At 70.9% G+C, this 24339-nt stretch carries 23 protein-coding genes; 11 read left to right on the top strand and 12 right to left on the bottom strand.

Going from position 1 to position 24339, the window contains the following annotated elements; all coding sequences use genetic code 11:
* Positions 1-30: 30 nt before the first annotated feature.
* From eutC to AB0L91_RS07015, 6 genes are all read right to left on the bottom strand, one after another.
* Positions 31-792 (bottom strand): ethanolamine ammonia-lyase subunit EutC, encoded by a 762-nt coding sequence (gene eutC / locus AB0L91_RS07040; protein WP_365011207.1) that lies wholly within the window; start codon positions 790-792, stop codon positions 31-33.
* Between the two features lie 104 nt (positions 793-896).
* On the bottom strand, positions 897-2309 hold the full coding sequence (locus AB0L91_RS07035; protein ID WP_365007861.1) for an ethanolamine ammonia-lyase subunit EutB: 1413 nt from the start codon (positions 2307-2309) through the stop codon (positions 897-899).
* A gap of 36 nt (positions 2310-2345) precedes the next feature.
* Complete coding sequence (eat, locus tag AB0L91_RS07030) at positions 2346-3788, bottom strand: ethanolamine permease (protein WP_365007859.1); 1443 nt, start codon at positions 3786-3788, stop codon at positions 2346-2348.
* A gap of 147 nt (positions 3789-3935) precedes the next feature.
* The gene (locus tag AB0L91_RS07025; RefSeq protein WP_365007857.1) at positions 3936-4331 is read right to left on the bottom strand and encodes a DUF779 domain-containing protein; all 396 of its coding nucleotides are present in this window, start codon (positions 4329-4331) and stop codon (positions 3936-3938) included.
* Positions 4331-5848 carry an aldehyde dehydrogenase gene (gene adh / locus AB0L91_RS07020; protein ID WP_357342999.1) on the bottom strand — a complete coding sequence of 506 codons (1518 nt, stop codon included), beginning with the start codon at positions 5846-5848 and terminating at the stop codon, positions 4331-4333. Before adh ends, AB0L91_RS07025 begins: the two co-directional genes overlap by 1 nt.
* An 87-nt stretch (positions 5849-5935) precedes the next feature.
* A complete protein-coding gene (locus tag AB0L91_RS07015) occupies positions 5936-7150 on the bottom strand; it encodes a transcriptional regulator (RefSeq protein ID WP_365007853.1) in 1215 nt (404 codons plus the stop codon).
* 219 nt (positions 7151-7369) lie between these two features.
* Here AB0L91_RS07015 and AB0L91_RS07010 point away from each other — a divergent pair, with 219 nt between their 5' ends.
* The 4 genes from AB0L91_RS07010 to AB0L91_RS06995 all read left to right on the top strand — a co-directional run bounded on the left by AB0L91_RS07010 (position 7370) and on the right by AB0L91_RS06995 (position 10177).
* Positions 7370-8203 carry a helix-turn-helix domain-containing protein gene (locus AB0L91_RS07010; RefSeq protein ID WP_365007850.1) on the top strand — a complete coding sequence of 278 codons (834 nt, stop codon included), beginning with the start codon at positions 7370-7372 and terminating at the stop codon, positions 8201-8203.
* Positions 8204-8392: 189 nt separating this feature from the next.
* Positions 8393-8812 (top strand): hypothetical protein, encoded by a 420-nt coding sequence (locus AB0L91_RS07005; protein WP_365007847.1) that lies wholly within the window; start codon positions 8393-8395, stop codon positions 8810-8812.
* Positions 8813-8844: 32 nt separating this feature from the next.
* Complete coding sequence (locus tag AB0L91_RS07000) at positions 8845-9018, top strand: hypothetical protein (RefSeq protein ID WP_365007845.1); 174 nt, start codon at positions 8845-8847, stop codon at positions 9016-9018.
* Positions 9019-9187: 169 nt separating this feature from the next.
* Positions 9188-10177 (top strand): alpha/beta hydrolase, encoded by a 990-nt coding sequence (locus AB0L91_RS06995; protein ID WP_365007843.1) that lies wholly within the window; start codon positions 9188-9190, stop codon positions 10175-10177.
* Here the strand turns inward: AB0L91_RS06995 and AB0L91_RS06990 are convergent.
* Complete coding sequence (locus tag AB0L91_RS06990; RefSeq protein WP_365007841.1) at positions 10131-10889, bottom strand: TetR/AcrR family transcriptional regulator; 759 nt, start codon at positions 10887-10889, stop codon at positions 10131-10133. The genes AB0L91_RS06995 and AB0L91_RS06990 overlap by 47 nt on opposite strands.
* A 127-nt stretch (positions 10890-11016) precedes the next feature.
* Between AB0L91_RS06990 and AB0L91_RS06985 the strand changes: the two genes are divergently transcribed.
* Both AB0L91_RS06985 and AB0L91_RS06980 read left to right on the top strand, forming a co-directional pair.
* On the top strand, positions 11017-12201 hold the full coding sequence (locus AB0L91_RS06985; RefSeq protein WP_365007838.1) for a DUF418 domain-containing protein: 1185 nt from the start codon (positions 11017-11019) through the stop codon (positions 12199-12201).
* Positions 12138-12440, top strand: coding sequence for a hypothetical protein (locus tag AB0L91_RS06980; RefSeq protein WP_365011348.1), 303 nt, complete (start codon positions 12138-12140; stop codon positions 12438-12440). Before AB0L91_RS06985 ends, AB0L91_RS06980 begins: the two co-directional genes overlap by 64 nt.
* Positions 12441-12457: 17 nt before the next feature.
* On the opposite strand, the gene AB0L91_RS06975 is transcribed toward AB0L91_RS06980, so the two are convergent.
* Together AB0L91_RS06975 and AB0L91_RS06970 are read right to left on the bottom strand one after the other, a co-directional pair.
* Positions 12458-13396 (bottom strand): sigma-70 family RNA polymerase sigma factor, encoded by a 939-nt coding sequence (locus AB0L91_RS06975; protein WP_365007837.1) that lies wholly within the window; start codon positions 13394-13396, stop codon positions 12458-12460.
* A gap of 10 nt (positions 13397-13406) precedes the next feature.
* Positions 13407-14597 carry an FAD-dependent oxidoreductase gene (locus tag AB0L91_RS06970; protein ID WP_365007834.1) on the bottom strand — a complete coding sequence of 397 codons (1191 nt, stop codon included), beginning with the start codon at positions 14595-14597 and terminating at the stop codon, positions 13407-13409.
* 141 nt (positions 14598-14738) lie between these two features.
* Between AB0L91_RS06970 and AB0L91_RS06965 the strand changes: the two genes are divergently transcribed.
* Complete coding sequence (locus tag AB0L91_RS06965; protein ID WP_365007832.1) at positions 14739-16790, top strand: thioredoxin domain-containing protein; 2052 nt, start codon at positions 14739-14741, stop codon at positions 16788-16790.
* 16 nt (positions 16791-16806) lie between these two features.
* Here AB0L91_RS06965 and AB0L91_RS06960 read toward each other — a convergent pair whose 3' ends face one another.
* Together AB0L91_RS06960 and AB0L91_RS06955 are read right to left on the bottom strand one after the other, a co-directional pair.
* On the bottom strand, positions 16807-18291 hold the full coding sequence (locus tag AB0L91_RS06960) for an adenylate/guanylate cyclase domain-containing protein (RefSeq protein ID WP_357343020.1): 1485 nt from the start codon (positions 18289-18291) through the stop codon (positions 16807-16809).
* A gap of 115 nt (positions 18292-18406) precedes the next feature.
* Positions 18407-19048, bottom strand: a complete 642-nt coding sequence (locus AB0L91_RS06955) for a hemolysin III family protein (RefSeq protein ID WP_365011206.1) — start codon at positions 19046-19048, stop codon at positions 18407-18409.
* Positions 19049-19319: 271 nt separating this feature from the next.
* On the opposite strand from AB0L91_RS06955, the gene AB0L91_RS06950 reads away from it, so the two are divergent.
* The 4 genes from AB0L91_RS06950 (at position 19320) to AB0L91_RS06935 (ending at position 23228) form a co-directional block, all read left to right on the top strand.
* Positions 19320-20099, top strand: coding sequence for an isoprenyl transferase (locus tag AB0L91_RS06950; protein ID WP_355273109.1), 780 nt, complete (start codon positions 19320-19322; stop codon positions 20097-20099).
* 29 nt (positions 20100-20128) lie between these two features.
* Complete coding sequence (locus AB0L91_RS06945; RefSeq protein WP_355273106.1) at positions 20129-20695, top strand: hypothetical protein; 567 nt, start codon at positions 20129-20131, stop codon at positions 20693-20695.
* Positions 20696-20784: 89 nt separating this feature from the next.
* On the top strand, positions 20785-21906 hold the full coding sequence (locus tag AB0L91_RS06940; RefSeq protein WP_365007828.1) for a hypothetical protein: 1122 nt from the start codon (positions 20785-20787) through the stop codon (positions 21904-21906).
* 254 nt (positions 21907-22160) lie between these two features.
* Entirely contained in the window at positions 22161-23228 is a 1068-nt protein-coding gene (locus tag AB0L91_RS06935; RefSeq protein ID WP_365007825.1) for a hypothetical protein, read from the top strand.
* On the opposite strand, the gene coaA is transcribed toward AB0L91_RS06935, so the two are convergent.
* Positions 23229-24161, bottom strand: a complete 933-nt coding sequence (coaA, locus tag AB0L91_RS06930; protein WP_355273097.1) for a type I pantothenate kinase — start codon at positions 24159-24161, stop codon at positions 23229-23231.
* Positions 24162-24339: the final 178 nt, after the last annotated feature.

Genomic DNA, 24339 nt, shown 5'->3' with positions numbered 1-24339 from the left:
CCCAGCGTGGACTCTCCCGCGTGGGGAGAGTCAAGCGCCGTCGATGGTCAGCGGGTCGGAGGCGGTGAGCGCGCCGGTCCGCGAGGTGTCCTTGAGGTCGACGCCCGAGCGGCCGAGCTCGCGCGCGCCCGCCACCAGGCCCGCCACGACGCGGGCGGCGTCGGCGTAGGTGAGGCCGTCGGGCGGATGGATGTTGGAGATGCAGTTGCGTTCGGCGTCGGCGCGGCCGGGTCGCGGGGCATGGGTGAGGTAGATGCCCAGGCTGTCGGCGACCGAGAGGCCGGGGCGTTCCCCGATGATCACCAGCACCGTCCGCACGCCCATGGCCTCGGCGATGTGGTCGCCGAGGGCGACGCGCGCCTGGGTGGCGATCACCGGCGGGGCCAGGGTGTAGCGGTCGGCGAGTTCGTCGGCCAGCGCGGCCAGCAGGCCCGCGCCATGGTCGGTGAGCGCGCGCGGGGACAGTCCGTCGGCGAGCACGAAACCGATATCGGCACCGTGGTTGTCGATACCGGACAGGTCGGCGGGCAGCCTGCCCAGGTCGGGGCGGCGCAGGTATTCCGAGCGGTCGGCGGCCTTGCTGGTTACGGTCACCGGGTCGCCGAGGCCCATGCTCGCGATCTGCTCGGTGAAGATGTCCACGTCGAGCGGGACGTGCACCGCGTCGCGGGCGGCGGCGTGCGCGGCCCGCAGGGTCAGGACCTCGGTGGTGGGCAGGGCGTCGCCGGTGCGGCCGAGCCCGATCCTGGCCTGGGTGTTGCGCCGCAGATCGCGCCAGAACTCCTGGGCCACCGCGGCTTCGGCCCGTTCGTCCGGTGTCGGCTCGCCCACGACGTGTCCTCTCGGCTCGGTGTTCGATCGCACGATGCGCAGAACTGGTTTCGTCGCAGTGGGTTTCATCGGTTCGCCGCCAGGGCGCGCAGCGGTGACGACAGCGGCGCCACCTGACGGATCCGGCCGTTGGCGTCGAGCATGCCGAGCCCGGACAGCCACGCCTCGAATTCCGGTGCGGGGCGCAGGTTCAGCACCTGCCGCGCGTAGAGCGCGTCGTGGAAGCTCAGGCTCTGGTAGCCGAGCATCACGTCGTCGGCGCCCGGCACCGCGATGACGAAGGCGCAACCGGCCGCGCCCAGCAGGGTGAGCAGGGTGTCCATGTCGTCCTGGTCGGCCTCGGCGTGGTTGGTGTAGCAGACGTCGACGCCCATCGGCAGGCCGAGCAGCTTGCCGCAGAAGTGGTCCTCGAGCCCGGCCCGGATGATCTGTTTGCCGTCGTAGAGGTACTCGGGCCCGATGAACCCGACGACGGTGTTCACCAGCAGCGGCCGCAGCTCCCTGGCGACGGCGTAGGCGCGCGCCTCCAGGGTCTGCTGGTCCACCGGCCGATCACCCACGCCCAGATGGGCGTTCGCGCTCAGCGCCGACCCCTGTCCGGTCTCCAGATACATCACGTTGTCGCCGACGGTGCCGCGCCCGAGCGAGCGCCCGGCCTCGTTGCCCTCGCGCAGCAGCGCCAGGTTCACGCCGAAACCGGCATTGGCGCCCTCGGTGCCCGCCACCGACTGGAACACCAGGTCCACCGGCGCACCGGCCTCGATCAGGCCGATGGTCGTGGTGACGTGGGAGAGCACGCACGACTGGGTCGGGATGTCGAAGCGCAGCCGGACCTCGTCGAGCAGGTGCAGCAGATCGGCGGTGGCCTGGGGTGAGTCGGTGGCCGGGTTGATGCCGATCACCGCGTCGCCGCAGCCGAGCAGGAGCCCGTCGAGGGTGGCGGCGGCGATCCCGCGCGGGTCGTCGGTCGGATGATTGGGTTGCAGGCGGGTGCTCAGCCGCCCCGGCAGGCCGATGGTGGTGCGGAAGCCCGCGGTCACCACGGTCGCCTTGGCGACGGCGATCAGATCCTGATTGCGCATGATCTTGCTGACCGCCGCCACCATCTCCGGCGTCAGTCCCGGCGCGACCGCGGCCAGGGTGGCCGCCGCGTCGTCGGTGGCGGCGACCGCGAGCAGCCAGTCGCGCAGTCCACCGACGGTGAGGTGCGCGACGGGGCCGAACGCGGTCCGGTCGTGGCTGTCGATGATCAGCCGGGTGACCTCGTCGGTCTCGTACGCCACGACCACCTCGTCGAGGAAGGTGGTCAGCGGCACGTCGGCCAGGGCCCACTGCGCGGCCGCGCGTTCGGCGTCGGTCGCGGCGGCGCAACCGGCCAGCTGGTCGCCGCTGCGTTCGGGGGTCGCCTTGGCGAGGAGATCGACCAGGCCGTCGAACGTGTAGGTCGTGACGCCGACAGAGCTGCGGTACACGGTCATCGGGTGCCGCCTCCTTTCGCGGGTTAGTGGTACGGGTTACTCGAGTTCTTGTTCGGCCTCGGCCAGTGCCGCGAATTCCTCGTCGGGGGACTTGGCGACCAGGTGTTTGCGACTGTAGAGGCCGAAGTAGGCCATGAAGGCGCAGAACACACCGAGGGTGAACAGCGCCGCCTTCGGGTCGACCAGGAAGGTCGCCGCCACCGAGGCCGCCGCGATGACCAGCGCGAACGCGGTGGTCGCGATGCCGCCGGGGGTGCGGTAGGGGCGCGGCATGTTCGGCTCGCGGACCCGCAGCACGATGTGGCTCACCATCATCAGCACGTAGCTCACCGCGGCGCCGAACACGGCCATGTTCAGCAGCATCGCGCCCTCGCCGGTGAGCGAGAGGGCGAAGCCGATCAGGCCGGGCACGATCAGCGCGAGCACCGGCGCCTTGCGGGAGTTGGTGACCGACAGGCTGGTCGGCAGGTAGCCGGCCCGCGAGAGCGCGAAGGTCTGCCGGGAGTAGGCGTAGACAATGGAGAAGAAGCTGGCGACCAGACCGGCCAGGCCGATGTAGTTGACCACCTTGGCCGCCGCGCCGTCACCGAGCGCCTCCACCAGCGGGTTGCCCGAGGTCGACGCGCCCTGCGCGCCGAGCGCGCCGGTCACCAGGACCAGCACCACCGCGCCGGTGACGACCAGCAGCAGCATCGCGACGATGATGCCCTTGGGCACGTTCTTCTCCGGCTCGGTGGCCTCCTCGGCCGCCAGCGGCACGCCCTCGACGGCCAGGAAGAACCAGATGGCGAACGGGATCGCGGCCCAGATGCCCAGGTAGCCGAACGGCAGGAAGGACGAGGAACCGGTGGCGTCGGGGTCGGGCGCGATATTCGTCAGATTGGCCACGTCGAACTCGCCGAGCGCCGCCACCGCGAAGATCACCAGGCCGACCAGCGCGATCGCGGTGATCACGAACATCGCCTTGAGCGCCTCACCGGCGCCACCCAGGTGGATGCCGATGAACAGCGCGTACACCGCCAGATACACCCACCAGCCGTCGGTGATCCCGAACAGGTTCAGCGACTCCACATAGGCGCCGATGAAGGTGGCGATGGCGGCGGGCGCGATCGCGTACTCGATGAGCACCGCCGTGCCGGTGGCGAATCCGCCCCACGGGCCGAGGGCGCGCCGGGCGAAGGTGTAGCCGCCGCCCGCGGCGGGCAGGGCCGAGGACAGCTCGGCCATGCCGAGCACCATGGCCAGATACATGGCGGCGATGACGATCGCGGCGATCAGCAGACCACCGAAACCGCCCTCGGCGAGGCCGAAGTTCCAGCCGGAGTAGTCACCGGAGATCACGTAGCTCACGCCGAGACCGGCCAGCAGCACCCAGCCGGCCGAGCCGGAGCGCAGGGTGCGTTTGGCGAGATAGTCGTCGGCGGGCGTCTCCGCGCCCGTGCCGGGAATCGCGTCGGTACTCACAGGAAAGCTCCTCATCAACAAACAAGCGCGTAGCGACGGCAACGGTGATCGTCGAGGGTTGAAGAATGGTTGACGACTGTTACGGCCGTGGATCCCACAGGTCAGCGGCGCGTATCGAGCGCCGCCGACCTGCGGAAACGATGTGACAACGCGTGTTTCACATCACTGTGGAACGGTGTCACCGGTGGGTGGCGGTGGCTGGGAATCCAGCTCGGCCACCTCGGCGTCGGTGAGCAGGCGCGAGCGGATCAGGAACCGCACGCCCTCGGGGGCCTCCAGCGAGAAACCGCTGCCCCGGCCGGGCACCACGTCGACGGTGAGATGGGTGTGCTTCCAGTATTCGAACTGGTCGGCACTCATCCAGAACGGGGTGTCGCCCGGCAGATATCCCAGCAGCACGTCCGAGGCGCCGACGCGGAATTCACCGCGTGGATAGCACATCGGGGAGCTGCCGTCGCAGCAACCGCCGGATTGGTGGAACATGACCGGGCCGTGCTGCCCGGTCAGTTCCCGCAGCAGCGTCGCCGCCTGTTCGGTGAGGTCGACGCGCCGCACCATCAGAAGAAGCCGAGCTTCTGCGGCGAGTAGCTGACCAGCAGGTTCTTGGTCTGCTGGTAGTGCTCGAGCATCATCTTGTGGTTCTCGCGGCCGATGCCGGACTTCTTGTAGCCGCCGAAGGCCGCGTGCGCCGGGTAGGCGTGGTAGCAGTTGGTCCACACCCGGCCCGCCTTGATGCCGCGGCCGAGCCGGTAGGCGGTGTTCATGTCGCGCGTCCACACGCCGGCGCCGAGGCCGTAGAGGGTGTCGTTGGCGATCTTCAGCGCCTCGTCGGTGGAGTCGAAGGTGGTCACCGCGACGACCGGGCCGAAGATCTCCTCCTGGAACACGCGCATGTCGTTGCTGCCCTTGAAGATCGTCGGCTCGATGTAGAAGCCGTCCGCCAGCCCGTCGACCGCGCGGACCGCGCCGCCGGTGAGCACCTCGGCGCCTTCCTTCTTGCCGATGTCGATGTAGGACAGGATCTTCTCGAACTGATCGTTGCTGGCCTGCGCGCCGATCATGGTGGCCTCGTCGAGCGGGTTACCGCTGACGATCGCCTTGGTGCGCTCCACGCAGCGGGCCATGAACTCGTCGTAGATCGAGGACGCGATCAGCGCGCGCGAGGGACAGGTGCAGACCTCGCCCTGGTTGAGCGCGAACATCACGAAACCCTCGATCGCCTTGTCCAGGAAATCGTCGTCGGCGGCCATGACGTCGGGCAGGAAGATGTTGGGGCTCTTGCCGCCCAGCTCCAGCGTCACCGGGATGATGTTCTCGCTGGCGTACTGCATGATCAGCCTGCCGGTGGTGGTCTCACCGGTGAAGGCGACCTTGGCCACGCGCGGGCTCGACGCCAGCGGCTTGCCCGCCTCGACGCCGAAACCGTTGACCACGTTGAGCACACCCGGCGGCAGCAGATCCGCGACCAGCTCGACCACCTTCATGATCGAGGCCGGGGTCTGCTCGGCGGGCTTGAGCACCACGGCGTTACCGGCCGCGAGCGCGGGCGCCAGCTTCCAGGTGGCCATCAGGATCGGGAAGTTCCACGGGATGATCTGCGCGACGACGCCCAGCGGCTCGTGGAAGTGGTAGGCGATGGTGTCCTTGTCGACCTCGCTGATCCCGCCCTCCTGCGCGCGCAGCACACCGGCGAAGTAGCGGAAGTGGTCGACCGCCAGCGGCAGGTCGGCGGCCAGGGTCTCGCGGACCGGCTTGCCGTTGTCCCAGGTCTCGGCGACGGCGAGGGCCTCGAGGTTGGCCTCGATCCGGTCGGCGATCTTGTTCAGGATGTTGGCGCGCTCGGCCGCGGAGGTCTCACCCCAGGCGTCGGCGGCCCGGTGGGCGGCGTCCAGCGCCAGCTCGATGTCGGCGGCGGTGGAGCGGGCGATCTCGCAGAACGGCTGGCCGTCCACCGGCGAGGTGTTCTCGAAGTACCGGCCCTCGACGGGCGGAACCCACTTGCCGTCGATGAAATTGTCGTACCGCGGCGCGTAGCTGACGATGCTGCCCTCGGTGCCCGGCTTGGCGTAGATCATGTGCGGAGGCTCCTCGCTGATTCCGGTGAAGCGTGACGCCCATCACTATCCGCCGCGAGGGTTGATGAAACGTTGAAGCCGGACCGATCAGGCGCGAAGAGCGCTGTGTAGGCGGGCCGCGGCGACCGCGCGTCGCGCGTCGCGCGGGGGCAGCAGGGCCAGCGCGTGTTCGTGGACGGCGATGTCGTCGGGGGCGGCCTCGCCGTAGGTCAGCGCGTGGTCGGCGTCGGGGCTGGCCAGCACGGCGTTGCGCATGGCGACCGCGAGGTAGTCGCGCCATTCGCTGATGCCCGGGGTGTCCGAATCCGGCAGCAGCGGACCGTGATACAGCCGGACGGCGGTGTCGAGGTCGCCGGATTCCAGCGCGCGCAAGACGTCGACGGCGTCGCAGGACAGGGCCGTGGTGAAGCGATAGACGCGGCTGGTGATGTCGCCGCCGGTGGCGCGGCGCAGGTAGGACATCTCCGATTTCAGGGTGCTCGCCCCGACCGCGCGATCGCCGTAGACGGCGTAGTGCAGGCGTTCGTGGCTGTAGCCGTCGTCGTCGAGGGCGAGCAGGGTGAGGATCTCGAGCTGACGCGGGCGCAGCCGGATCGGGGTGCCGTCGCGCAGCAGCCGGCCGGTGCCGAGGCAGGTCAGCCGCATTCCGGCGGGCGCGGGCGTGGCGGCGTGCAGTTTCGACTCGATGGCGCTGGTCATGGTGCGCACGGTCGCCATGGCCAGCGGGTGCGAGCGCTTCCAGGTGGTCGACAGGTCGAGCACGCCGAGCAGGGTGCCGTCGGCGGCCCGGATCGGCGCGCAGTAGCAGACCCAGCCGTGCAGGGCCGCGACCAGATGTTCGGCGGAGAACACGGTGTGCGGCTGATCGGTGCGCAGCGCGAGCGACAGGGCGTTGGTGCCCATGTGCGCCTCGTCCCAGCGCCCGCCGGGCGCGAAGTTCACCTGTTCGGCCCGCCTGCGCATGACCGGTCCACCGTCGGTCCACAGGATGGTGCCCGAGGCGTCGGTGACCGCGGCCACGAATCCGGCCTCGGCGGCGCCGCGCAGTTGCTCGCTCAACTCGGTGACCGGCCCCCGCAGCGGCGACTCCGCCCACCGCGGCCCGATGTCGTCGAGCTCGCTCTCCGGCGCGCAGTCGCGCCCCGGATCCACCGTCCGCAGCGACCGCAACCACGACTGCGCGACCTCTGTCCGCACCGCCGAACTCCCCGTTCCCGGCGCGGACCCGCCCGCGGGCACCCACTGCTCCCACTCCCGTTCCAGCGCAGCGCGCTGCGCCGAGAGTGTCAGCTGCGCGGCCATCGGCGTCTTCCTGTGCGATCGCGAATCGGGTCGGTCACCCCTCATCATGCCTCAGCATCGGGCACTGAGCAGCGGTTTCGGGGCGCACCGCGGTCGTTGCCCGGGATGCGGACCATCTGCTGTGCACCGGGAACGCGGCGGGCATCCAGCGTTCGGCCGGCCTGCTCGCGGTCGTCACGCTGTGCGGCCGTGGTCGCGGGCCGCTCGTACCATGGCGGTGTGCCTGTCGAGCCGGTTCGGATCGCCGGGGCCGAGGTGGAGGTCGCGGTCCCGGGGTGGTCGGTGGCGGGGGTGGGCATGGCGGGGTTCGCCGGGCGGGCTCCGGCAGACGTCGAGTTGCGGGTGGTGCCGTATCCGGCCTTGACGGTCTTTCTCGATTTCGGGGACGGCCTGCTGGTCGACGCGGGCGGCGGGGCGGGGCAGCGGGGGAGCGCGGTGGTCGGGCTCGGGGCCGCGCGGGTGCGCGGGCGGGCACGCGAAGTGGAGCTGATGCAGGTGCGGTTGTCGCCGGTGGTGGCGCACGCGGTCCTCGGGCCGATGGCGGGGACGCCGGTGGTCGCGCTGGACGAGGTGTGGGGCCGGGCGGCCGAGCGCCTGCGCGAGCGGATGCGCGACGCCGCCGGGTGGGACGAGCGGTTCACGATCGTGCGCGCGGAGCTCGGCAGGCGCGTCGCGGCGGGCAACCGGGTGGATCCCGAGGTCGCCGCCGCGTGGCACCGGATCGTGTTGTCCCGTGGCCGGATTCGGGTCGCGGCGCTGGCGGACGAGCTCGGGTGGAGCCGGAAGCGGCTGTGGGCGCGGTTCCGGGCGCAGCTCGGGGTGACGCCGAAGCAGGCCGCGCAGCTGGTGCGGTTCGACTACGCCGCGCACCGGCTGGCCGCCGGGGACAGCGTGGCGCTGGTGTCGGCCGAGAGCGGGTACGTCGACCAGTCCCATCTGAGCCGTGCGGCAGCGACTTTCGCCGGTCTGACGCCCGCGGCGCTGGCGAGCGCACCGTGGTTGTCGGTCGACGAGGTGGCGTGGGCCGGTCGGCCCTACGCGACCGTCGTCTGACTCGCGCACCACGATATTCCAGACCGTTCGTTCCAGCGGGACAAGAATGGTCCTACGTGGGGATATCGAGGTCGAAGAGCATTGTGTTACAGCAATTTTCACCCCCGGTCACTTATTGCGACCGATCAGTCAAATATGCAAAACTCTGAGCCGTCATCCGATCGCAACAAGCCGCTGGAGGATCGTCCTATGGCTCGAAATGGCCACTTACCCATCCTGATTCGCGGTGCCGCCGCGACCGTCGCGGTCGGCGTCGTCGCGGGCGTGACCGCCGTGCTCGCGCCCGCCGCCTCGGCGACCGTGACCAGCATCGGCATCGCGCCCTCGGTCACCCTCGGCGCCCACCGCTACGGCACGACCTGCACCTACGACGTGAGCGTGACCGTCGACGACAACACCAAGCGCGTCTACTTCTTCGAAGAAGGCCAGGGCCCCAGCGGTTTCGCCGACGCGATGCCGGTCGATGGCGTGGCCAAGACGGCCTGGACCCCGTCCAAGCCGGGCATCACCTACATCTACGCCGTCCAGCCCGACGCGTGGCCCGAGACCAGGCAGGTCGTCGATGTCGGCACCGGCATCGATCTCGGATCCGCCTGCGTCGCCCTCTGACCCGGCAACCCCTCGACAGCAAAGGTTTCACCATGAACGCACTGCGTGGCATCGTCGTCGCCGCCGTGATCGGCACCGCGACCCTGGTCGGCGGCGGCACCGCCCTGGCCGACCCCGCTCCCATCGGCCCGTCGCCCGTTCCGCCGAGCCCGTGCACCGCCCACCCGCTGCTGACCGCGTGGTGCCTGCTCACCAGCGGATCCTGACGACGCATCGGGGTGGGTCGCGCCCGGTTCGCCGGAGTGACCCGCGCCGGTGATCCGCGACGGGAACATTTGTCCAATACCTCGATTCGTCGGCGGCCGATGCTGAGTGTCGTGTCCGCTACCGCGAGACCGGCGACATTCGGCGCGGTGTGATCGAGGAGGAACGACCATGAACGACGCGACCCGGAGGGCCCAGGTGTCCTACCGCGTGCGGTTGCTGCACGCGCTGCGCAAGGAGCCGGAGTGGGAGTCGCTGACGCCGGCGGAGTTGATCACCGTCCGTGACGCGGCGAATCGCACGGCGTCGTCGCGGTTCTCCCGGGTGATCACCGGATTCCCGGACCGGGGTGCCGCGATCACCTGGCAGGACGTGTCGCTGCCGGATCGGGTGATTCCGGTCCGGGTCTACCGGCCGACGCGCACAACCTCGGCGGCCCTGCCGCTCGTCGTGCACATCCACGGCGGTGCCTATGTCGGAACCGCGACCCAATGCGATTGGGCCAACAGTCGTCTCGCCGCCCGGCTGCCCGCCGTCGTCGTCTCGGTCGAGCACCGGCTGCTGGCGCCCGGCACGCCGCTGGCGGCGGCGGTCGACGACGGGTGGGACGTGCTGCGGCACGTGGTGACCGAGGCCGCCGACTGGGGGATCGACCCGGCTCGCGTCGCCGTCGCCGGGGAGAGCTGCGGGGGCCTCATCGCGGCCATGGCCGCGATCCGGGCCCGCGACGCCGATCTCCCGGTGCAGGCGCAAGTCCTGGTCAACCCGGCCGTCGACCCGACGGCCACGATGCTCGACTACCCCTCGATGACCGACCCGGGCGACAGCCCGATGCTGCCGGTCGCGCGCCTGCGTTTCTTCCAGCGGCTGGCGGGCGCGGACGCGGGCGCCGTCTCGCCGATCCACGCCGACCTGCACGACGTGGCGCCGGCCCTGATCCTGGTCCCGACCGTCGACCCGATCGCCGACCACGGCCGCCGCTACGCCGAGCGGCTGCGCGAATCCGGTACGCCGGTCCGGCTGTTCGAGCACCCCGGCGCGCCACACGCCTTCATCGCCCTGCCCGGCCTGGTCCCACAGGCGAAGACCGCGCTGACCCAGGTGACCGAGTTCCTCAGCGATCGGCTTGCGGCGCGGCGATCTCCGCGGCAACGCCGTTGAGGATGAGTTCGAGACCGAAGGTGAAGTCGCTGTCATCCGGCGTGCTGGGCGGTGACCGGAACAGCGGTGCGGCGAACAGTCGCGCCGCCTCCGGGTACCGCTGCGCGTCGACCAGGCGGGCGAGCGCGCTGCCGTAATTCTGATTGACCTGCGCCTCGCTCAGGCCCGACCCCGCTCTGCCGTCGGTCAGTTGCTGGGTGAGCAGGCTCGCCTGCCGGACGTGCATGCTCACCAGCATCACGATGCCGACCTTGGTCCCCCAGTCGAGCCCGGTCGCGGCGAGCGGGCGCAGCGCGGCGTCGAGCCAGCCGACCGCGTGGGGACCACGGGGCGGTCCGGCGATCGGCAGTTGCGGCACCCACGGGTGCGCGGCGTAGGCCGCGAGCAGGGCGTGCGCCCACTGCCGCAGGCCGTCGCGCCACCGGCCGGGCGCGGCCGTCGGGTCCGGCGCGGGGCCGAGCGCGAGGTCGGACATCAGCTCGAACAACTCGTCCTTCGAGCCGACGTGGCGATAGAGCGCCATCTTCGTGAAGCCGAGGGTGGACGCGACTTTCGTCAGCGTCACCTCGTCCAGGCCGCCGCGGTCGGCCAGCTCGACCGCCGTGCGCACGACCGTGTCGACATCGAGTTCGGCCGGTCGTCCGAGCCGCGCCGAGGCGGGCAGTCGCCAGAGCCTGCCCAGGTCGGCGGGCATCGCCTCGTCGGGCGTCACGGCAACTACCTCCTCGGAGTTCGGCGGCGTCGGCGCGGCCGCTCCCGAATACTATCGCCGCATTTAGTATCCATAGGATAGTATCCTATGGATACTATTCAGGAGCTCGGCGAGAGTGGGCGATCGCATGACCGATCAGCTGGTTGTTCCCGGATCTCGGGTGCACGATGTCGACGCGCTGCGCGGCTTCGCGCTGCTGGGGATCTTCATCGTCAACATCACCTTCATGGCCTCGGGGTATCCGGGAAACCTGGTCGTCGACCCGCAGTTCACCTCGACCCTCGACGAGGTCGTGCGCGGGGTGTCCTCGGTGTTCGTCGACATGAAGTTCTACGTGCTGTTCTCGTTCCTGTTCGGCTACAGCTTCACGCTGCAGATGGAATCGGCGGCCGCCGCCGGAACCGCCTTCGAACCGCGCATGCTGCGCCGGATCGCGGGGCTGTTCGTCCTCGGCGTGCTGCACATCGTGTTCCTGTACGGCGGTGACGTGCTGACGACCTACGCGGTGGCCTGCCTGGTCCTGTTCTGGATGCGGCGGTGCGCGGACCGGACGGCGCTGCGGGTCGCCGCCGCGCTGTACGGCGTGGTGCTGGTGAGCCTGGTGGCGAGCGGGCTGTTCCTCGACGCGTCGGCCGTGCTGCCGTCGGCCGAGGAGGCTCGCGTGAACGCGGAGCGCTCGACCGCGGCCATGCTGGGTGGCTGGGGTGAGGTCATCGGTCATCATCTCGACGGCCTGCCGCTGCTGATCCTCCAGGCCCTCACCATGCAGGGCCCGACCGCGCTCGCGATGTTCCTGCTCGGCCTGGTCGCCGGTCGCCGGCAACTGCTCGCGCGGGTGCGCGGCGACGAGCCGATCCTGCGGCGTATCCAGTGGATCGGCTTTCCGGTGGGCGTGGCCGGTGGCCTGCTGTACACCTTCGGCGGGGGCAATGGGCACACGCTCGCCGTCGCCGCGAGCGTCGCCACCGCGCCGCTGCTCGCCGCCGCCTATGTCGCGACGCTGCTGCGGCTGATGCACGCCCCGCGCACCACGTGGATCCGCTCGGCGCTGGCACCGGCGGGACGGATCGCCCTGACCAACTACCTCGGCCAGTCCGCGATCGGGCTGATCCTCTTCACCGGTGTCGGGTTCGGCCTGGCAGGCCGGTTGTCGCCGCCCGCGACGATGACGCTGGCGCTGGCGATCTTCGCGCTCCAGCTGTGGGTGAGCGCGATCTGGTTGCGCCGGTACCGGTATGGGCCCGCCGAGTGGCTGTTGCGCTGGATCACCCTCGGGCGCAGGCCCGGCCTGCGGGCCGCGCCGGTCGGCTGACCCTTGCCGCGTCCCGGCATGAGGTTCAGGAAGCCGGCCGCGAGGCCGTCGCCACCGTCGCCGGTGGGCTCCTGCTGCGCGGGGCGCTGGGCCTGGTCTATTCGGGATTCGTGGGCAAGCGCAGCCTGTTCACCCGCTGGGACCTGGCGGTGTATTCGCCGTTCAGCCTGGTCGTCGGTGCCCTCGCGGCCGGTGTCGCGGTGGGCGACAAGGAATCACGCGCCGACGTCATCGGTTGAATCGGTAGGCCGCGGGCTCACCAGGATTCGACCAGCGGGGCATCGTGGGCGCGCTGTCGCCACGACTCGGTGAGGCGACCGAGCCGGGCCGGGGCGGAGACACTGCCGATGCTCGCGATCCTGCCGTCCCGGATCGCCAGGATCGATACGCCGAGGACGCGATCGTCGAGGGCGAACAGCATGGCCGGGCAGCCGTTGACGACGGCCGCGTGGATCGACGGCGAGCCGCCGACGAGCTTGCGCTTGGCGGGTGTCGGCGTGAAGCCGACCCGCACCGCCGTGGCGAGCTGCGCCGGGGTCGCGTACCGGATCAGCGTGGTGGCCAGGCCGAGCGCGCCGTCGGAGACGCCGGTCGCGTCGTCGGTCAGCAGGGCGACCAGGCGCTCGGTCCGGCCCGATGTCGCGGCCGCGACGAACGCCTCGACGATCCGCCGCGCGGAGACCTCGTCGGTGCGGGTCTCGGTGCCCGCGGCGGCGATTCGGCGCCGGGCCCGGTGCGCGTGCTGCTGACTCGCCGATTCGGTGATGCCGAGTATCCCGGCGATCTCGGCATGGCTGTGCGAAAAGGCTTCGCGCAGTACGTAGACGGCCCGTTCGACCGGGGAGAGCCGCTCCATCAGCAACAGCACCGCCAGCGTTACCGACTCGCGCTGCACGGCGGTCTCGGCCGGGCCGAGCAGGGGATCGCCGTCGAGCAGCGGCTCGGGCAGCCACGCGCCGACCGCGCGTTCGCGGCGGACCTGGGCCGAACGGAGGCGGTCGATCGCCAGGTTGGTGACGATCTTGGTCAACCAGGCCTCCGGCACCTCGACGTATTCCCGGTCGGCGGCCTGCCACCGCAGGAACGCGTCCTGCACCGTGTCCTCGGCGTCGGCGGCCGAACCGAGCAGGCGATACGCCAGCGAGGCCAGCCGGTTCCGGCTGGCCTCGAAGTGCGCCACAGCGGCGATGTCCATGCGCACGACCCTAGGCGGGAACCACCCGGGACGAGACCGCGCGAGCGGTGGCCAGGCGGTATCGGCGGTTACGCTGCCCGAAGGTCGGGCGGCTGATCGCCCAGGCGCTGGTCGCCACGATCGCCGCCTTGACCCGCGCCGCCGGTCGCCCGCGCAGGGCACCGGCCCTGGCCCGCGCGCGGCGGTCGACCAGCTGGAACAGCCCGTCCTTGCGACCCAGGCTGATGTGGTTGCCGACATAGGACAGCGCCGTCGTCTTGATCGCGCGCCCGGTCAGGTCCCCGATGATCGCCGCTGCCGCCTGCGAGCCGGTGAACCCCGCCGACGCGCACGACATCGGCAGCGGCAGACCGTTCTCGCCGAGCACGAAGACGCTGTCCCCGGCCACGTACACCTCGGGGTGCGAGATCGACCGCATCTGCCGGTCGACGGTGATCCGGCCGTCGGGTTCCACCGCGAGCGCACTGGCGGCGGCGATCGGCGGAACGGCGAACCCGGCGGCCCACACGGTCGCGTCGGCGGCGAGGACGGTCCCGTCGACGACGACGGCACCGGTCCGCTCGACCCGCTCGATCTCGCTGTGCTCGTGCACCGTGATGCCGAAGCGATCGAACGCGCGCAGGAGGTGCGCGCGCGCCTTCGGGCCCAGCCAGCCGCCCAGCTCACCGCCGGTGGCCAGGCTGACGCGCAGCCCCGGATGGGCTTCGGCGATCTCGGTGACGGTCTCGATCGCGGTCAGGTTGCCGCCGACAACCAGCACCCGCCCGCCCTCGGCCAGCTCGTCCAGGCGGGCCCGCAGGCGCAGTGCGGACGACCGCTCCGCGACATGGAAGGCGTGCTCGGCGACGCCGGGAACGCCGTGGTCGGCGGCGGTGCTGCCGAGCGTGTAGAGCAGGGTGTCGTAACCGAGCTGGTCGGTGCCGTCGTCGTCGCTGACCGTCACCGTCCTGCGGTCGACGTCGAGGCCGGTCACCCTGGCCACGCGGAGCCGGATGCCGGTGCCCGCGAAGATCTCGGTCAGTGGCCGGTGCGGAAGTGCGTGCCCGGCGGCGAGCTGGTGCAGGCGCAACCGCTCGACGAAATCGGGCGCGGCGTTGACGACGGTGATCTCGATGTCGTCGGCGTGGAGTCGGCGGGCCAGATACCCGGCGGTGAAGGCCCCGGCGTAACCGGCGCCGAGGACGACGATGCGGTGCTTCATGATTGGCTCCTGTCTGCTTCGCGTGCTCCTTGAACGAGGCAGCCCCGGATTTCCTGACAGCGGCTCCGGGTGGCATGGGTCACTCGCCGGGAAACGGCCGCGCACTAGGCTGAGGTCACACCGATCTGGGAGGCTGGCACTGTGAACCGGTTGGGTAACGCGACTTCGCCGTATCTGCGTCAGCACGCCGACAATCCGGTGCATTGGCGGGAGTGGGACGCCGACGCGCTCGCCGAGGCGGCCGAGCGGGACGTGCCGATCCTGTTGTCGATCGGGTACGCGTCGTGTCACTGGTGCCATGTGATGGCGCACGAGTCGTTCGAGGACGCGGCCACCGCCGAGCAGATGAACGCCGGCTTCGTGTGCGTGAAGGTGGACCGGGAGGAACGGCCCGACCTGGACGCGGTCTACATGAACGCGACCGTCGCCATGACCGGCCAGGGCGGGTGGCCGATGACCTGCTTCCTGACACCCGACGGCGCGCCGTTCTACTGCGGCACCTACTACCCGAAGGCGCCGCGCGGCGGGATGCCGTCGTTCACCCAGTTGCTCAGCGCCATCACCGACACCTGGCGCAACCGTCGCGAGGATGTCGACAAGGCGGCCGAGCAGGTGACCGACGCGCTGCGCGCGCAGGCGACCGGGTTGCCCGATGCCGAATTCGCCGTCGTCCCCGACCTGCTCGACAAGGCGGTGCTCGCGATCGCCGCCGACGAGGACCGCGAGCGCGGTGGTTTCGGTGGGGCGCCGAAGTTTCCGCCGTCGGCGCTGCTGGAAGGCCTGCTGCGGCACTGGGAACGCACCGGCGACCAGGCCGTGTTCGACCTCGTCGAGCGCACCGCCGAGGCGATGGCGCGCGGCGGCATCTACGACCAGCTGCGCGGTGGCTTCTCCCGGTACTCGGTCGACGCGGGCTGGCTCATCCCGCACTTCGAGAAGATGCTCTACGACAACGCCCTGCTGCTGCGCGCCTACGCCCATCTCGCCCGCCGCGCGCCCTCGACCCCGCTGGAGTCGTTGCCGCACCGGGTGACTCGCGAGACCGTCGAATTCCTGCTCGCCGACCTCGGTACCGCGGAGGGCGCGTTCGCCTCCGCGCTCGACGCCGACACCCACCTGGAACCGGGCGGTCCCGGGGTCGAGGGCGCCACCTATGTGTGGACGCCGTCGGAACTGATCGGCGACCTGGGCCCGCTCGACGGCGTCTGGGCCGCAGAGGCTTTCGGCGTCGGCACGGCAGGCAACTTCGAACAGGGCACCTCGGTGCTCACCCGGCGCAGCGATCCCGTCGACGCCGAGCAGTCGGCCCGCTTCGACCGGCTGCGCGCCCGGCTGCTGGAACTGCGCGCCGAACGCCCGCAGCCCGACCGCGACGACAAGGTGGTCACCGCCTGGAACGGCATGGTGATCACCGCCCTCGCCGAAGCCGGTGCGGCACTGGAGGAACCGTCGTGGGTGGCGGCCGCGGTCCGCTGCGCGCGCTTCCTGCTCGACGTCCACCTGGTCGACGGCAGGCTGCGCCGCGCCTCGCTCGACGGCGTCGTCGGGACCCCGCCCGGCGTCCTCGAGGACTACGCCTGGCTCACCACCGGCCTGCTGGCCCTCTACCAGGCCACCGGTGAACCCGACTGGCTCGCCGCCGCACAGGTGTTGCTGGACAGCGCGATCGACCACTTCGCCGATCCCGACCGCCCCGGCAGCTGGTTCGACACCGCCGACGACGCCGAGACCCTCGTCGCCCGCCCGCGCGACCCGGTCGACGGCGCCACCCCGGCGGGCTCCTCCGCCCTCGCCGAAGCCCTGCTGACCGCGTCCGCCGTCACCGACCCCGAGCACGCCGTGCGCTACCGCGAACTCGCCGACCACACCCTGGCGCGCGGCGCGGTCCTGCTGGCCCGCGCCCCACGCACCGCGGGCCACTGGCTGTCGGTCGCCGAAGCGTCCCTGCGCGGCCCCCTCCAGGTGGCGGTCACCGCCACCGAGAAGTCCTCGGCCGCCACCGAACTCCTCGCCGCCGCCCGCACCTGGGCCCCCGGCGGCGCGATCGTCCTGGCGGGCCCACCCGACTCCGCCCCACTCCTGGCCGACCGCCCCCTGGTCGACGACGCCCCCGCCGCCTACGTCTGCCGCGGCTCGGTCTGCGACCTCCCGGTCACCGACCCGACCGCCCTCACCGCCGCACTGCGCGCCTAGCGCGGCGCCGATCAGCTCACCCGCGTCCCGGTGGGATGTCGGTCCAGGTGCGGGTGCGGCCGGGGATGCCGCGGAGGCGCAGGTCCTTGTAGCGCTTCCAGTGGGCGCGTTCGGTGGCGGTCGCGGCCTGGAGGACGGCGTCGCTGACGAGGACTCGGCGGTCGACCTCCTTGGCCATGGTGGTGAGGCGGGCGGCCTCGTTGACCGCGTCGCCGATGACGGTGAATTCGAGGCGGGTGTCGGCGCCGACGTCACCGGCGAAGACCTGGCCGCGGGCGACGCCGATGCCGACGTCGAGTTCGCCGGTGGCGACCACCTCGTCGCGGATGCGGCGGGCGGCGCGCAGCGCGGGGGTGGCGTTGTCGTCGAGGGCGGAGGGGGCGCCGAAGATACACAGGGCGGCGTCGCCGGCGAACTTGTTGACCAGGCCGCCGTTGTCCTCGGTGGCGGCAACGACGGTGGCCAGCAGCCGGTTGAGCTTGTGCACGAACTGTTCCGGCGCCATCTCGGCCGACAGCTGCACCGATCCGGTGACGTCGACGAACAGCGCCGACACGATCCGCACGTCACCGGTCAGGTCGGTGCTGCCGGAGAGCGCGCGTTCGGCGACGGTCGAGCCGACGTGCCTGCCGAACACGTCCTCGGTGTGCTGCTGATCCTGCAGGGTCGAGGCCAGTTCGTTGACGGAGTGTTCCAGCCGCCCGATCTCACTGGCGCTGCCGACCGGCACCCGCACGTCGAGTTCACCGCGGGTGATCCGGTCCAGCGCCCGGTACATCGTGCGCATCGGGGTGGCGACCGAGCGGGCGAGCAGCGCGGTGGCCAGGGCGCCCACGGCGAGCGCGACGAGGGTGAAGATCCAGGCCGCGCGCACCCGGTCCTCGGCCGGGGTGGCCGGATCGTTGAGCACCGTGATGATGATCAGCCCGGGCAGCGCGCTCGACACCGCCCAGGTGACGAGCACGCGCACGAGCACGGTGGCGCTCGGGTGCACGGTGGGTCCGAGCACCGAGGTGATGATCGGGACCGCGGGCCGGATCAGCCGGTCGAGGATCAGGTAGGTCGCGCCCGCCGATTCCAGGGCGCCCAGCGTGAAGCCGGCGATCACGACCGCTTTGTTGTCGTAGTCGGTGAACCGGTCGACCAGCCAGACCGTCAGCGCGATGCCAGGGATCCACAGCACGACCGCGCGCACCGTGATCGCGGCGGGCAGCGCGATCAGCCGCCGCGCTTCCTCCGGTGTCGGCTTGCGGCCGTCGTCGAGCCAGCGCAGATAGCGACGCCGGTCGTAGATGGCCATCGCGATGCCGACGGCCACGGCGAAGACGGGATAGATGGCCAGCAGCCAGGCCGCTTCCCGCCAGTTCGGCCCGACGCGGCTGAAGACGCCGTCCGCCCAGGCGATGAGGAAGATGGCCGCGAGGCCGACGATATTGGCGGTGATGACGACCAGCGCCAGGCCCCAGTAGCTGCGCAGCGCCCAGCGGACCAGCCGGTTCATCGCGCACGCCCGGGTCCGGCGCGCCGAGACGCCCGGCGGTCACGAGCTGCGCTGACGGATGACACGAATATCGAGCATAGAAGGCCCGGTCGCGCCCACGACGCGCACGCGCCGATCAGCCGAGCACGACCAGCCAGATCGCGATGTAGTGGCACAGCGCGGCGACCACGGTCGCGGCGTGGAAGAACTCGTGATGCCCGAAGTGCGTCGGCCACGGGTTAGGCCATTTCGTCGCGTAGAGGATGGCGCCGACGCTGTAGATCACGCCGCCGACCGCGAGCAGCACCAGCGGCCAGACGCCCACGTTGTGCAGCAGTTCGGGCGCCACCGGCACGATCGCCCAGCCGAGCAGCAGATACAGCGGCACCCCCACCCAGCGCGGCGCGGTCGGCCACAACAGCTTCAACGCCACCCCGGCGAGCGCGCCCGCCCATACGACGATCAGCAATGTCCGCCCGGTCGTCCCCGGCAGCCCGAGCAACGCGAACGGCGTATAGCTGCCCGCGATGAACAGGAAGATCATCGAATGATCGGCCCGCTTCATCCGTACCCGGGCCCGCGCACTGCGCCAGGTCACCCGGTGATACACCGCGCTGATCCCGAACAGCGCGATCACCGAGACCCCGTAGAGCAGCGTCGACCACCCGGCGGTCGCCGACTCCCGGAACCCGAACACCACGAGCACCGCCACCGCGACCGCGGCGACCCCCACCGCCCAGGTATGAATCCACCCCCGCAGCAGCGGCTTGCCGAGCATCACCGGCTCCGGCACCTCGGCCCGCACAGCCTCCACGAATCCTCCCAAGTCCAAACCTACGGTACCGTAGGTTACCGCCAACGGTACGTCAGCACCCACCTCCACCACCACAAACGTGCCCACCCCCACACCGCCGATCTCGCGAGCGCAGGGGTACCTCCCCAGCCACCCCAGAACCCCACCACGTACTCACCGTCGGCCCGGCGCGCAACTCGTGCCCTCCCCACGACCGGCAAAAACGCGGGGAGGCGGGGGAGCGTAGGGTGCGGGCGTGGAGTTTCTCGCTCGGGTGCGTGGTCTGCCGTACCGCATCTACGAAGCCAGACTGTCCAAGCAGCTGGCCGACAAGCAGCATCCTCGCCATGTCGCCGTGATGTGCGACGGCAATCGCCGCTGGGCGCGCGAGAACGGGTTCACCGATGTCAGCCACGGTCATCGGGTCGGCGCGCTGAAGATCGCCGAGCTGGTCGGCTGGTGTTCCGACGAGGGCATCGAGATGGTGACCGTCTACCTGCTGTCGACGGAGAACCTGCGCCGCGATCCGGACGAGCTGGAGACGCTGTTCGAGGTCATCACCGACGTGGTGGAGGAGCTGTCGGCGCCGGAGCAGAACTGGAGCGTGCGGATCGTCGGCTCGCTGGCGGGTTTCCCGGAGCTGATCGCGAAGCGGCTGCGGGTGGCGGCGGAGCGCACGAGTGGCCGCGACGGTGTGCATGTGAATGTGGCGGTGGGGTACGGCGGGCGCCAGGAGATCACCGACGCGGTGCGTTCGCTGGTGCGCCAGGAGATCGCCGCGGGTGAGTCGGGCGAGGATCTGGTGCAGTCGATCACGGTCGACGCGATCGGTCAGCATCTCTACACCTCGGGTCAGCCGGATCCGGATCTGGTTATCAGAACCTCTGGTGAGCAGCGGCTTTCGGGTTTCCTGCTGTGGCAGAGCGCCTATTCGGAGATCTGGTTCACCGAGGCGTACTGGCCGGAGTTCCGGCGGGTCGACTTCTTGCGCGCGCTGCGGGATTACGCCGCGCGGCACCGCCGTTTCGGCGTGTGAGGTGACTCGGCTCGCGTACTCTGCGGGCAGTGGACCCCGAACAGTCTTCCTACATCAGCTATGAGGAATTCGGCAGGCGTTTCCTGGAATACGCCGTCTCCGAGCAGCGGATCGCCGCGGCGTTCGGTGAACTCACCGGCGCGGCTTTCGATTTCGGGCCGATCGGGGTGGGGCCGGGTCGTCTGGCGAAGGTGACGGCGCAGGTCGAGCTGGGGCGGCCACGCATCCTGCGCTACATCGACGCCTACATCTCCTTCGAACTCACCATTCCGCTGCATGTGGACCTGGTGGTCGATCTGGCGGTGGATCGGTCGCGGTTCCGGGTGGACGGCACGGTGCATCTGCATCTGACGGCGCGCACCGCCGACCCGCTGCGGGTGGTCATCGACATCGCGGAGCCACGGGCCAGTGATGTGCGGGTGAACGTGGCGAGCGCGACCAAGCGGGGGGAGTTGCTGCGGGTGCTGGCCAGTGTCGATCACGAGATCCGCCGGTTCGTCGCGCGGTATGTGGCCCAGGAGATCCGGAAGCCGGAGATCGCGGCGGTCCGCAATATCGACGTGGCGACCAGGCTCGACGCGGCCTGGAAGTTGTAGGAGAGTCGCCGCGATCCCGGGCGGGCGCGGGCTACGCTGCTGCGCGAGACCAGGCCCGACGACACATGCAGGGGTGAGCTGTGGGAGTTGTGAGCAAGCCAGGACCGAGTCGGCGCGCGCGGATCGCGGCGCTCGGCGCGGTGTCGAGTGCCGTGCTGCTGGTCGCGGGCTGCGGCGCCGATCAGCCGGCGCCGCCCCGGATCACGCCCGAGGATCAGCCGCAGGCGGCGGGCGCGGTGTTCGCCTATCGCACCGAGGGGGAGTTGGCGGTGGTGCGCGGGGCCGACACCCTGCGCGCGCCGGGGAGCTTCGGGTATTCGTCGGCCGCGGTGAACTTCACCAGGGACGGCAAGTTCGCGTTCGCGGTGGAGTCGGCGTCGAAGACGCTGGTGGCGTTGCGGGTCGCCGACGGCGCGGTGTCGCGGATCGAGTGCGACTGCACCGACGCGGTGGCCCTGCGCGGGTCGGTGCTGGCCTGGTGGCGGCAGCCGGGCCAGATCATGACCATGGATCTGTCGGGCACCGCGCCCGCGGCGCCGGAACAGGATGTGACACTGCCGGATTCGCCGAGCCCGCTCTCCGGTGGCACGTGGGACGGGGCCAGGCTGGTCGCGGCGACCGACGAGTTCCTGCTGCTGGCCAGGGTCGAGTCGCGCGGCCTGTGGTGGGAGAAGAGCCATCTGTACGCGATCGGCACCGAGGCGATCCTGCCGCTGGGCCGGGTGCCCGGCATCGACGCCGACCTGTCGGCCGCCGCCGGACCCGACGGCCACACCTTCGTGCTGGCGGGCACGACCGCCCGCAGCGCGTCCTGCGGCACCGGCCACGTGGCGACCATCGACGCCCGCTCCAACGCCGTGCTGGGACTGCCCGAGCTGCCGGGCGAGTGCTCGTCGGCCTACCGCCCACGCTGGGGTGGTGACGGCACGATCACCGTCGCCACCAGGAAGTGGGCCGACGTGGCGGGCGCGCCGAGCACCGTCGACCGGTTGCAGTCGGCGGCCCAGGGCTGGGCCCCGGTCGGCGAGCAGCCGGTGGTCGACATGCTGCTGCCGCGCCCGCAGGAGTCGGTGATCCAGGTGGTCGCCGGCGATCCGACGGCCGCGCGCGATACTCCGCGCGGTGTGCTGGTCGTCGAGAAGGGCGGCACGCGAACCGAACTCGCCACCCAGGTCGTCTCGCTGGGCGCCCCGTCCGCCGTGCAGCGGTAGCTGGGTCGGCGCCCGCCTTGTGCCCGCGGCCGGCGCGACGATCGACCGCAGCACGTCCCGTGCCCACCCACACGCGTCCGGCGATTCGCGCTGTCCTGGCGGTGAACGGGCCCGGAAGCGGTGCGCCACCGTGGGCGGGTTCGGCCCATCGAACCGATCCGGTGCCGAGTCCGTATACCCGCGCGCCGGGCACAGTGCCCGGCCGATCGGCGCCGCTCGGGCGACGCCGAGGCGGGGGAGCGCCGGAGGTACCGATGCGGATCAGTGGGTTACGGATGGTGGTCGCCGCGGCGGCCGTCGCGATGCTGGGGGCGGGCTGTGCGACCGCCACGCCGCAGGGACCGCAGATCGTGACGACGGCGCCGCAGTCGGCGCCGCTGTTCGCGGTGCACACGACGACCGGGATGGGGGTGGCCGACGCCTCGGGGATGCGCGGCGACCGGGTCGGCGACTATCGCGATATCGGGTTCAGCCAGGACAATTCGCTGGCCTACGCGGTCGACGGCGCGGGCGTGGTGACCGCGATGGAGGTCGCCGAGCTGCTCGTCGCCTCTGGCCGCATCGACTGCCACTGCTCCCGGGTGTTCCCGCTGCATGACGCGGTGGTCGGCTGGTGGCGCGACGGCGCGATCATGCAGGCCGACCTGCGCACGCCCGATCCCACGGTGCTGCGGGCGATTTCGCTGCCCGCACCCCGTGATCCGCTGGGTGATGGGGCAGCCCTCACCGGCACCGAGCTGATCGCCCTCGACCGCGACCGGGCCGTACTCACCCGCATCGAGACCATCCCCGGCGCGATCTGGGGTATCAACCACCTCTACGTGGTCGATCTGAATTCCGGTGCGGTGCAACAGTTCGGCCGCATCGCCGACGTGAACATGCCCTTCCGGCAGGCGGCGATCGCCCCCGGCGGCCGGTCGGTCGTCGTTGCGGGCTACAGCCGCGACAATGTCGCCTGCGGCACCGCCTCGGCGCACCGGCTCGATCTCGTCACCGGGACAGTCGATTCCGTCGGCCCGCCGTTCCCGTCGTGCAGCTCGATCGCCGACATCCGCGGTGACGGCACCGATGTCGTGTTGACCCGCCTGGTCTGGGACCGCGACGAACCGAAGCGGCTGGTGTCCTCGACGGTGTGGCGCTACCGCGACGGCTGGACCCAGGTCGGTGCCGACCCGGCCGTGCGCGTCCTCACCGACCCGATCGCCGTCGAACTCCGGCACACCGGCGCGGCTAACCCGTTCGGCACCATCGACGGTGACCTGGTCGTCGACGGGAAGCCGGTGCTGCGCAACGTGATCGAGGTGCGGGCCACGCACCGCTGATCAGAGCTTGCGCAGCCGCAGCCGGTTGATGGTGTGGTCGGAGTCCTTGCGCAGCACCAGGGTCGCGCGCGGGCGGGTCGGCAGGATGTTCTCCACCAGATTGGGGCGGTTGGTGGAGTTCCAGATATCGCGCGCGGCCGCGGTGGCCTGCTCGTCGTTCAGCGCGGAGTAATGGTGGAAGTGCGCGTCGGGGTCGGCGAAGCCGGTCTTGCGCAGCGCGAGAAAGCGCTGCACGTACCAGTTCTCGATGTCCTCGATCCTGGCGTCGACGTAGATGGAGAAGTCGAACAGGTCCGAGACCATCAGCCGCGGCCCGGTCTGCAGCACGTTCAGGCCCTCGACGATGAGGATGTCGGGCTGGCGCACGCAGTGCTTCTCGTCGGGCACGATGTCGTAGGAGATGTGCGAGTACACCGGCGCGCACACCTCTTCGGCGCCCGACTTCACCTCGGTGACGAAGCGCAGCAGCTTGCGCCGGTCGTAGCTCTCCGGGAATCCCTTGCGGTGCATGATGCCGCGGCGGGTGAGTTCGGCGGTGGGGTAGAGGAATCCGTCGGTGGTCACCAGGTCGACCCGGGGATGGTGGTCCCAGCGGGCCAGCAGCGCCTGCAGCACGCGCGCGGTGGTCGACTTGCCGACCGCGACACTGCCCGCGACGCCGATCACGAACGGCACCTGCTTGTCGGGATGCTTCTCCCCGAGGAAGGTCGCGGTGGCGGCGAACAGCCGCTGGCGGGCCGCGACCTGCAGGTGGATGAGACGGGCGAGCGGCAGGTAGACCTCGGCGACTTCCTCGAGATCGATCTGCTCGCCGAGACCACGGAGACCGGTCAGTTCCTCCTCGGTCAGGACCAGCGGAGTCGACTTGCGCAGGGTGCGCCACTGCTTCCGGTCGAACTCCACATACGGGCTGGGCTCGCTCATCCGTGCCACCTACCCGACGCTCCGTTCGGGCGCACACGCACAGCTGGGCTGCCCGTCCAGTGAGATCCGGGATAACTCTGACCGCATGTCGCGATTGTGCTCCGTCCCGGCCATCCGCGCGCAACAGGGGGTTTGGCTACCCGTCGGTAACGAGCAACAACGCCGAGGTAGGGCCCGCTTTTCCGAA

Origin of the sequence: Nocardia sp. NPDC051833 (assembly GCF_040681225.1) — a bacterium.
Classification (GTDB): Bacteria; Actinomycetota; Actinomycetes; order Mycobacteriales; family Mycobacteriaceae; genus Nocardia.
Note: the sequence above shows the minus strand (reverse complement) of the source record. Positions and strands in the feature narration are given on the sequence as shown.

Coding starts and splice junctions, on each gene's coding strand:
- AB0L91_RS07015 (WP_365007853.1), bottom strand. CDS start 7,150: ATGGCCGCGCAGCTGACACTCTCGGCGCAGCGCGCTGCGCTGGAACGG.
- eat (WP_365007859.1), bottom strand. CDS start 3,788: ATGAGGAGCTTTCCTGTGAGTACCGACGCGATTCCCGGCACGGGCGCG.
- AB0L91_RS06935 (WP_365007825.1), top strand. CDS start 22,161: ATGCGGATCAGTGGGTTACGGATGGTGGTCGCCGCGGCGGCCGTCGCG.
- AB0L91_RS07000 (WP_365007845.1), top strand. CDS start 8,845: ATGAACGCACTGCGTGGCATCGTCGTCGCCGCCGTGATCGGCACCGCG.
- AB0L91_RS06960 (WP_357343020.1), bottom strand. CDS start 18,291: ATGAACCGGCTGGTCCGCTGGGCGCTGCGCAGCTACTGGGGCCTGGCG.
- AB0L91_RS07025 (WP_365007857.1), bottom strand. CDS start 4,331: ATGGTGCGGCGCGTCGACCTCACCGAACAGGCGGCGACGCTGCTGCGG.
- AB0L91_RS06985 (WP_365007838.1), top strand. CDS start 11,017: ATGACCGATCAGCTGGTTGTTCCCGGATCTCGGGTGCACGATGTCGAC.
- AB0L91_RS06955 (WP_365011206.1), bottom strand. CDS start 19,048: ATGCTCGGCAAGCCGCTGCTGCGGGGGTGGATTCATACCTGGGCGGTG.
- adh (WP_357342999.1), bottom strand. CDS start 5,848: ATGATCTACGCCAAGCCGGGCACCGAGGGCAGCATCGTCAGCTACGCG.
- AB0L91_RS07035 (WP_365007861.1), bottom strand. CDS start 2,309: ATGACCGTGTACCGCAGCTCTGTCGGCGTCACGACCTACACGTTCGAC.
- AB0L91_RS06975 (WP_365007837.1), bottom strand. CDS start 13,396: ATGGACATCGCCGCTGTGGCGCACTTCGAGGCCAGCCGGAACCGGCTG.
- AB0L91_RS06995 (WP_365007843.1), top strand. CDS start 9,188: ATGAACGACGCGACCCGGAGGGCCCAGGTGTCCTACCGCGTGCGGTTG.
- AB0L91_RS06970 (WP_365007834.1), bottom strand. CDS start 14,597: ATGAAGCACCGCATCGTCGTCCTCGGCGCCGGTTACGCCGGGGCCTTC.
- AB0L91_RS07005 (WP_365007847.1), top strand. CDS start 8,393: ATGGCTCGAAATGGCCACTTACCCATCCTGATTCGCGGTGCCGCCGCG.